This is a genomic window from Paenibacillus ihuae (assembly GCF_001368795.1).
In the GTDB taxonomy this organism is placed as follows: Bacteria; Bacillota; Bacilli; order Paenibacillales; family Paenibacillaceae; genus Paenibacillus_AQ; species Paenibacillus_AQ ihuae.
Map to the genome: position 1 here is coordinate 10754 of NZ_LN831199.1, position 9378 is coordinate 20131.

8 protein-coding genes are annotated in these 9378 nt (G+C 47.4%); all 8 read right to left on the reverse strand.

All coding sequences use genetic code 11. The features are described from left to right. Positions 1–2101: DNA helicase PcrA (gene pcrA / locus AQR02_RS19765; protein WP_245237631.1), on the reverse strand; the 2101-nt coding region annotated here is incomplete at its 3' end. Between the two features lie 37 nt (positions 2102–2138). After that, positions 2139–2849, reverse strand: a complete 711-nt coding sequence (gene pcrB / locus AQR02_RS19770) for a heptaprenylglyceryl phosphate synthase (RefSeq protein ID WP_054942664.1) — start codon at positions 2847–2849, stop codon at positions 2139–2141. Between the two features lie 202 nt (positions 2850–3051). After that, positions 3052–3918 carry a phosphatidylinositol-specific phospholipase C/glycerophosphodiester phosphodiesterase family protein gene (locus AQR02_RS19775; protein WP_054942188.1) on the reverse strand — a complete coding sequence of 289 codons (867 nt, stop codon included), beginning with the start codon at positions 3916–3918 and terminating at the stop codon, positions 3052–3054. A 96-nt stretch (positions 3919–4014) separates the two neighbouring features. Then, positions 4015–5415 carry an undecaprenyl-phosphate glucose phosphotransferase gene (locus AQR02_RS19780; RefSeq protein WP_054942189.1) on the reverse strand — a complete coding sequence of 467 codons (1401 nt, stop codon included), beginning with the start codon at positions 5413–5415 and terminating at the stop codon, positions 4015–4017. After that, positions 5412–6365, reverse strand: a complete 954-nt coding sequence (locus AQR02_RS19785; protein ID WP_054942190.1) for a glycosyltransferase family 2 protein — start codon at positions 6363–6365, stop codon at positions 5412–5414. Before AQR02_RS19785 ends, AQR02_RS19780 begins: the two co-directional genes overlap by 4 nt. Before the next feature lie 246 nt (positions 6366–6611). Beyond that, positions 6612–7679 carry an acyltransferase family protein gene (locus tag AQR02_RS19790; protein WP_245237680.1) on the reverse strand — a complete coding sequence of 356 codons (1068 nt, stop codon included), beginning with the start codon at positions 7677–7679 and terminating at the stop codon, positions 6612–6614. A 95-nt stretch (positions 7680–7774) separates the two neighbouring features. Continuing rightward, the gene (gene rfbD / locus AQR02_RS19795; RefSeq protein WP_054942665.1) at positions 7775–8641 is read right to left on the reverse strand and encodes a dTDP-4-dehydrorhamnose reductase; all 867 of its coding nucleotides are present in this window, start codon (positions 8639–8641) and stop codon (positions 7775–7777) included. Between the two features lie 8 nt (positions 8642–8649). After that, positions 8650–9378, reverse strand: a 729-nt coding sequence (locus tag AQR02_RS19800; protein ID WP_054942192.1) for a dTDP-glucose 4,6-dehydratase, incomplete at its 5' end; no start/stop codon positions are given.

Below are 9378 nucleotides of genomic sequence, written 5' to 3' on the forward strand. Positions count from 1 at the left end.
TACTGCCGCCAAAGCCGGCTGCCCCGCCGCCTGCCGGCGCATTCCCGGCAGCGCCTGTACGGCTGCCGAAGTTCCCCCGGCCGCCGCCGCCGAAGCCGCGGCCGCCATAGGCACCGCCAACCTCCGCGCCACCGCGCCGGAAGCGGTCCGATTCCTTAACCGTATCTTCCTTCAGCTCCTCCGGAATCTCCTCCAGGAAGCGGGACGGCGCATTGGCGGTCGTCCGTCCGAACAGCGTGCGCATTCTTGCGCAGCTGAGGAACAGCTGCTTCTCCGCACGTGTAATGCCTACATAAGCCAGCCGGCGTTCCTCTTCCAATTCATCATTGTCCTGGAAAGCACGGCTGTGCGGGAATACCCCTTCCTCCATCCCGATGATGAAGACTGTCGGGAACTCCAGCCCCTTCGCGCTGTGCATCGTCATCAGGACAACAGCATCGCTGCGTTCCTCTTCATCATTCACACTGTCGATATCCGCAATCAGCGCCAGATCGGTAAGGAAGGAGACCAGGGACTTGTCTTCATTATTTTTCTCAAACTCCATCGTAACCGACAGGAATTCATCAATATTCTCCAGGCGGGAGCGGGATTCGAGTGTATTCTCATTTTGCAGCTCCAGCCGGTACTGAGACAGCTCCAGAATTTTCTCGGTCAGCTCGGTCACCGACAGGAACTCTACCATCCGGTGCAGCGCTTCGATCATATCGTAAAACTCCACCAGTGCATTCCGCGTCCGGCCGGCAAAGCCGAGATCGTCCACCGTCTGCAGCACCCGGTATATCGATACACCGCGTTCTGCTGCCGCAACAGCAAGCTTGCCGATTGTCGTATCTCCCAGACCGCGCTTAGGCACATTGATAATCCGCGCTAAGCTGATATCATCATCGGGATTGGACAAGAGACGCAGATAAGCCAGGAGGTCTTTGATTTCTTTACGGTCATAGAACTTAATCCCGCCGACGATCTGATACGGAATATCGGATTTGATCAGAATTTCTTCTATTACACGGGACTGGGCATTGGTACGGTACAGAATCGCATGGTTCTGATAGGCCTGCCCCTGCTTAACGTTCTTGCTGATTTCACCGGTAACAAAATATCCCTCATCATGCTCGGAATCCCCGCGGAACACTTTGATCTTCGGGCCTTCGTCCGAATCCGTCCACAGCTTCTTCGGCTTACGGCCGGTGTTCAGCGCTATAACGCCATTGGCAGCGTTCAGAATATTGGAGGTCGAGCGGTAGTTCTGCTCCAGCAGAATGGTTTTGGCCTCCGGGTAATCCTCTTCAAAGTTTAGAATATTGGTAATATCTGCTCCGCGCCAGCGGTAGATGGACTGGTCGCTGTCGCCGACGACGCAAATCCGGTGATGGCTGTCCGCAAGCATGCGGCAGAGCATGTACTGCGCCCGGTTCGTATCCTGATACTCATCGACATGAATGTACTTGAATTTCTTCTGGTAAAAATCAAGCACCTCAGGCACTTCCTTGAATAATTGAATCGTCTTCATAATCAAGTCGTCAAAATCAAGCGAGTTATTGCTTCTCAGCCGCTGCTGATACTTTGTATACACCTTAGCGACAAGCCCTTCAAAATAATCGCCGATCTTCTGCTCATACTGCGCCGGAGTGATCAGTTCATTCTTGTTCGTACTGATTACTGCCTGCACCGCTTTGGGCTCAAACTTCTTGGTGTCGATATTCAGATCCTTCATGCAGTTGCGGATAACAGACAATTGGTCCGTAGAATCGAGAATGGAAAAATTAGAGGTGAACCCGATCCGTTCAATATCCTTGCGCAGAATCCGCACACACATCGAGTGGAAGGTGGATACCCAGATATCCCGCCCCTCCGGGCCGACCAGCTTGGAGACACGCTCCTGCATTTCGCGGGCCGCTTTATTCGTAAAGGTAATCGCCAGGATCGCCCAAGGCGGCGCTTTGCGGTTCGCAATCAGCCAGGCAATACGGTGGGTAAGCACGCGCGTCTTACCGCTGCCCGCTCCGGCCATAATCAAGAGTGGTCCTTCGGTGGTTTCTACAGCCTGGCGCTGTGGAGGATTCAGCCGGCTTACGGCGTCCTGTATGTTAATAAGTTGCATGTGTGACATGCTCCTTTCCAATATAAGCTTGATATAGCTAATCCAATTGAATCTTCGGTGTCTGCTTAACAGCCTGCACGGTGAGCAGCGCCTGCTGCACATCTCGGTAAATAATATTGCCTACAACGACGGTATCGCAAAGGGCAGCCGCCTGCTCCGCCTCAGCCTCGCCGGTAATTCCGCCTCCGTAAAAAAGCTGGCTGTTCTCCACCGTCTCCCTAACTTCCCGCACCGTCTCCATATTGCCGAACGTCCCGCTGTATTCGAGGTAAACGACCGGCAGCTGCATCAGCTTGTCCGCGATCTGCGCATAGGCCGCAGCCCCACGAGTGCTTAAGCGGCTGTCTGCGCCTGTAAGACGGGCTACAGCTGAGTCCTCATGCAAGACGATGTACCCTTCTGTCAGCAGCAACTCCCACGGGATCAGGCTGCCAAAGCACTCTATCGCCTTGCGGTGGTGACCGAGAATCCAGTCCGTGTCAGAAGTATTCAGTACCATAGGAATCATATATAAATCAAATCCCGGCACGGCCGCTTCCAGCTCCGAAACCTCCAGTGCACAGGGAAGCTCATACTGCCGCACTCTGGCGAGCAGCCGGGTGGTATTCTCATAAGTAACGCCTGTGGACCCGCCTACGAGAATGGCATCGGTACCGGAACAGCAAATGGCTTCCAGCTCCTGGTCACCGAGCTCACGGTCCGGGTCCAGCTTGAATACATGCCGCCACGGCTGTATGAATTGCCGCATTTCATTCATCCATCGTCCATCCTCACCAATTTATCTAAACATCCCCTGCGTTACACAGAGCATCGTCACAGGTTATTTATGCCAAGTCAAAAACACTCCCGCCACCGCAAAAACCGTAACTCTAGTCTATGCCAGCACAAAGGGGAGTGTCAATTTAAAGCAGAGAAAAATACGAACATTTTTTCGTGTTTTTTTGGATCCTTTAGCGTAATCCGCGAATTCCGTCCAAGTCATCCTCTGAAACAAAATCGGTATAAAATCCGTCCACTCCCATCCGGGACAGCTTCGTAATCTCCTGTTCATCGTTGAGCGTATGCACATAAACGCGGGCTCCGGCCCGTTTCAGCTTCTGGACAAAGCTCTTGGTGGCTCTGGTGACCGGCATCGTAATCCCCACCCCAGTATCTTTAACGAAGTCAAGCACCTGCTCATCACTATCCTGGGATTGATACAGGGTATAGATCACCTCCGGGAAAGCATATACCTTATTTACTACGTCCAGCATATCGCGGCTGTAAATTTGCGGAACAATCCGTTCCAGCAGCGAAGGATCTTTCCGCTTAGCAGCTTCAACAATGAGCGTAAACTGCCTGGTTACCAGCTCGGGATCATGCTCCTTTGTATCCGTTACAATATAAGCATCCGGGTAGGCAATCATCAGATCCATAATCTTGTCGATGTCGAGCGGGGAATACAGTTCAAGGATCGGACTATCCATAACCTCATTATAACTAAGCACCGTCCCTTGTTTGGCGGCAGGAAGCACATCAAGCTGACCCAGCAGCTTACTCATATTTCCTGTCCACTCATGACGGGCAATCAGCTTATTGTCTGTTGTAAGCAGTAAATCCGTTTCAAACAGCCGGCTACCCTGCTCATAATTGGCAACAAAAGCATCGAGAGTATTCGTATACGTATGACCGTTAATCCCGCCCATCGCATGGGCAATGATCCGGTATGCTGTAAAGCCGGTTGCCGGTTCTTCTTCCTTGGGCCATAGGGTAATCACGAGTAAAAGTATAAGTGCAGCAACCATGATGACTGACGCTGTTAGCTTTCTTTTATCCATAATAGTGGGTTTCCTTTGCCGGGTGTAGTGTAGAAAAAGCAAAAACGGCTGTAGCCTTATAGAAGGATGGCAACCGTTTCTATGGAAGATATAAAATTAATAGGCATTTTTGAAGCCGTTGCGGATCGTTCTGACAATAATCCGGATATCAAACAGCAGCGACCAGTTTTCAATATAGAAAATATCATGCTTGATCCGCTCTTCAATCGAGGTATCGCCGCGCAGGCCGTTGCTCTGTGCCCAGCCGGTAATTCCCGGGCGCACATGATGCTTGACCATATATTTCGGGATCTCATCACGGAACTGCTCTACATAAAACGGACGTTCGGGCCGCGGGCCTACCACACTCATCTGCCCCAGCAGCACATTAAAGAACTGCGGCAGCTCATCCAGGTTGGTCCGGCGGATAAAGGTTCCGAACCGGGTGCGGCGGGGATCCTCCTTCGTGCTCCAACCGGTATCCTCTTCCCCATCCGTCTGCATCTTCATCGAACGAAATTTATACATCATAAAGTTTCGCCGGTTGAGCCCTACCCGCTCCTGCTTGAAGATAACCGGTCCAGGTGAGGTAACCCGCACACCCAGTGCTACAATAAGCATTACAGGAGACATCATAACTAGGGCGAACAGCGAGAACACAATATCGAACGCCCGCTTAGCCAGCTTGTTACCAGTCATATCCAGCGGGATGTCACGCACATTGATCATTGGCATTCCGGCAAAATTGTCAAAGTAAGGACGGGCCGGCAGGTAGTCGAAGAAATCGGGAATAATCAGCGTCCGCACACCCGCTTTTTCGCAGGCGGCAATAATGGCCGGATATTTGGAGTGGGCATCCAGCGGAAGCGCCAGGATCACCTCGTCCACTGGAAGCATCTCAAGCATTCCTGGAAGCTCATCGACCGTACCCAGAATCGGCTTAAAGCGCTGTTCTTCGATACCGTCCCATTTATGGTAGTCATCCAGGAATCCGATCGTCTCATATCCCAGCTCCGGGTATTGCACGAGATTATTATAAAATCTTTTACCCAGAGTACCGGCCCCTATAATCAGGACAAACTGGCGGTTGTAGCCTTTTTCCCGCAGCGATTTCAACATTGACTTCAGCACATAACGGTACAGCATGATGGATAAAATATTGAAGCCCATATAAATGGCCAGATATTGACGGGAAATATTAATTTCCTTCAGGAAGAACATCACGCCAAGCAGGATGAAGATTGCCATCACATGCACTTGAAAAATTTTGAGGAATTCGTCGACAAAACGCTTCTTGCGCTTCGGCAGATATAGAGACAACACGATCCCGATAAACACAGCAATCACGGCGTACATTATGCTCCAATAAGCATACGATTCTACCGGAAGTGTATTGTAGGACTCCAGCAAACCGCTCTTAAACTTCAGCCACCACGCTGCCAGAAAAGACAGCTGAATCACCAGAAAGTCGGTAACCATATACAGCTGGGTCAAAAACTTCTGATTACGGCGGATCATAATCTCACCTCAGCCTTCGATTCAATCTGTGGTCCGGCTTCTCCGGAAACCGTTAAGCTCTGTGCTGGAGAAGGTACCGCACGCGGGATAATCAGCGCATTACGCAGCAGCGACAACATAAATTTCACACCCACTCCGGCATATACCGTTCCATTAATTATACTGTTGTATTGCCTGCTATAATGCTTGCGGTGAAATAATATCATCGCTCTATGAAACTCATACACGATCTTAAACGGCCTGCGCCGCGCACTGCCGCCCTTCAGATGAATGATCGATGTCTGCGGATAGTAGTAGATTCCCCAGCCGGCTTCTTTAATCCGGTAGCACCAGTCCAAATCTTCACCGTACATAAAAAACTCTTCATCCAGCCCGCCCACCTGGTCAATCGTCTTCCGCCGGAGCAGCATGAATGCCCCGACTAAACAATCAACGGGGTAAGCCTGATCCGGATCTAAGTAGCCTAACTGATATCCATTAAATTTGGGTTTGTCCGGAAACAGCTTGCTGAAACCAAAAGCATAATAGAACGATGCGGAAGGCGTCGGGAATCCTCTCTTGCAGGCTTTGTCCAGCGAACCATCCGGTAAAATCACCTTACAGCCCGAAGCCCCGAGATCCGGACGGCTGTCCATGAAGGAAACCATGGTCTCCAGTGTATCCCGGCGAATCACCGTATCGGAATTAAGCAGCAGCACGTAACGTCCTGAAGCAACCTCCATCCCCTGGTTGTTGCCCCGGGCGAATCCGACATTCTCTGAATTGGCAATCAGCAGCACATCCGGAAACTCTGCGCTGATCTTCTCTACCGAATCATCATGGGAATGATTGTCTATCAAAATAATCTCATAGGAATAGTTCGTATCCGATTCATAAACCGACCTTATGCAGTCCAGCGTCAGGCGGCATGTGTTGTAATTGAGGATTAATATACTAACATCTACATTCACTGCACTACGCTCCTGACAAATATAGTAATCTATCGACAATTATTATAACACAATCAAACTATGCTGTTTAAATACTATATCTTAGAAACTAGCAGTTCTGATGCTGTCACGCTGATTTATATTTGCTATTTCACATAAAATAAGCCATAACTGATTGGTAAGCTAACAAATATGAATTTATGATTTTCAATATGGTTTTAAGTACTAGAATTTCAGTATTTCTTATAGGGTCAGAGTATCTTCATATTATTTAGAGTTAACATTTTTACTAAGAATACTTTTCCCAAATTTCATTAGAGGTCTCTCATAATAATGATATGAGCAGTAGGCTAATAGGAATGTCAATATAAATGTAAGAATAAATGTTAATATATAAGATATACTTTCATGCTCAGAGAAGTGAATCCACTGTAAAAAACCTGTCTGCATGTATAATATCAGCACTATTGGATGTATTAAATACAAGCCAAAACTGCTTAAGCCAATAGAAATAAAAAACCAATTAGTAAACACTCTTGGTGGAAAACATGAGAAATATAGTATCAAAAAGATAAAACATACGGCTATCAAAACATCACCAAATCTATTATTAATCATATCAGTAAAAAAGTATAACCATAAAAATGGAATGCTTACTATTGGAAAAACCACGCGAAAACTCTTCTTATTAAAATCTATCGCTTTATAAAGGTTATAGCTAACTATTCCTGCCGAAAAAAACATAAACTGATTAAAAAAATTTAAATCAAAAGCAGATTCGGATATTTTTTTCAGCTCATTACCAAAGAAGTTAAACCGATAAAATACAAATGCCGATATGACAAATATAATTATGGTATTCGTCAATGACCTATTTAATATCACAATTAATGGGAATATAAAGTAAAATATCCATTCAACACCAATCGACCATCCAGCCCATACAATGCTCTCTTGTTTACCTGGTAATAAACCAAAAATAAAGGAAATATCTGCTATAATCTCAGTTTTTGCTACATTAGCATTAAATAACAGAGGCAAAGCGAAGAAATAAAAAACTATACATAAATAGAATAGAGGAGCAATTCTAAAAAATCGTCCCACATAGAAGTCTTTGATTGCGCCGTTCTTATCAATCTTCATTTCATAGCCATAAAATAAAGAGAATGCGCTCAATGCGTAAAATAAACGGACTCCTATATCCAGTTTAGATACCACTGGTGTTAATATTGTTTTCTCAGCATACCCTCCTAAATATAGAACATGAAAGAAAATAATCATAGTTGCTGCAATACCTCTTAATGAATCTAAACCAACTAATCGTTTTCCATCCACATTATTCAAAATTACTCCTCCAAACATCATAAAAAGCCCGAAAGATAAGTAGTATATGTTCTTTCGGGCAATGAATATTTTTAGAAATTCATTTTTTATTTTTCTAATATCTCATATAAAAACTCTCTTAACCCCTCTCGCCAATGGCGAATGTCCTCAAATTCATTTGTACGGATAGACAAATGCTCCATCACCGAATACCGCGGGCGCGGAGCCGGACGTGGGAACTGCTCGGTACCACAAGGTTCAAGCTTAGCAGTAAACTTAAGACCGAGAATATCTTCGGCCTCTTCGAAAATCGCTTGTGTAAACTCATACCATGTGCAAAACCCACTATTAGAAGCGTGGTACACACCATACTTTTCAGTCTGGATCAGCTCCAGCAGGAAGTTAGCCAAATCTACTGTATAGGTCGGAGAGCCTGTTTGGTCATTCACCACTTGCAGCAGCGGCTTTTCCCGCCCCAGCTTCAGCATTGTTTTCACGAAGTTGTTACCATACTTACCATATACCCAAGAGGTGCGGACAATGAAAAACTTAGAAGAAAGGGACTGCACCAGAATTTCTCCAGCCCGTTTCGACTTGCCGTAAATGCTCTTAGGATCGGTATTATCATATTCATGATAAGGCTGGGTGCCCATGCCATCAAAAACATAATCCGTACTAATGTACACCAGCTTAGCTCCTGCTCTTTCGGCAGCAAGGGCTACATTCCGGCTACCGGTAGCATTGATCACATAAGCTGCATCAATATCAGTCTCCGCCGCATCCACAGCAGTATGGGCAGCGCAATGAAAGACTGCATCCGGACGGAAGCCGGAGATGATCTCTATACACTGATCCAGATCCGTAATGTCCATTTCCTGACGGTCGCAGCCAAGCACCTCATATCCCTGCTTTTGCAACAGCAGCACCAGGTCCTGCCCCAGCTGGCCGGCTGAACCTGTAACAAGTACTCTCATGTTAGACATTACAGCGAATCCCCCAAGCGGCTGCCGTATTGGAGCGCGGCATACTTCTGGTATTCTCCGGACTGGATACGGGTCCACCATTCCTTGTTATTCAAGTACCACTGTATCGTTTCTTTAATCCCCGTTTCAAACGTATGCTTCGGCTTCCAGCCCAGTTGGTTTGTAATCTTGGTTGGATCAATGCCGTAGCGGCGGTCATGACCAGGACGGTCCTGAACATAGGTAATCAGTGAATCTGGTTTACCCAGCTCCTGAAGCACTGTGTTTACAATATGCACATTGGTGCGCTCGTTATTGCCGCCAATGTTATAGACTTCGCCGTTTACCCCTTCATGAATAACCAGATCAATTGCACTGCAGTGGTCTTCAACATACAGCCAGTCACGGATGTTCATTCCATCGCCATACACCGGCAGCGCCTGATCAGCAAGCGCACGCGAGATCATCAGCGGAATCAGCTTCTCCGGGAATTGATACGGGCCATAGTTATTGGAACAGCGTGTAATATTAACCGGCAAGCCAAAGGTTTCATGGTAAGCACGCACCAGCAAATCCCCACCCGCTTTGCTCGCGGAATAAGGGCTGTTCGGAGTTAACGGCGTTTCTTCGGTGAAGAGACCAGTCGCGCCCAGTGTTCCGTATACTTCATCCGTAGAAACCTGAACGAACTTCGTTACGCTGTATTTTTTTGCTGCATCCAAAAGCACCTGCGTACCCAACACATTCGT

Bases quoted from the DNA above. Each gene is read 5' to 3' on its own strand.
- rfbD (WP_054942665.1), bottom strand. From the start codon at position 8,641: ATGAGAGTACTTGTTACAGGTTCAGCCGGCCAGCTGGGGCAGGACCTG.
- pcrB (WP_054942664.1), bottom strand. From the start codon at position 2,849: ATGCGGCAATTCATACAGCCGTGGCGGCATGTATTCAAGCTGGACCCG.
- AQR02_RS19780 (WP_054942189.1), bottom strand. From the start codon at position 5,415: ATGATCCGCCGTAATCAGAAGTTTTTGACCCAGCTGTATATGGTTACC.
- AQR02_RS19775 (WP_054942188.1), bottom strand. From the start codon at position 3,918: ATGGATAAAAGAAAGCTAACAGCGTCAGTCATCATGGTTGCTGCACTT.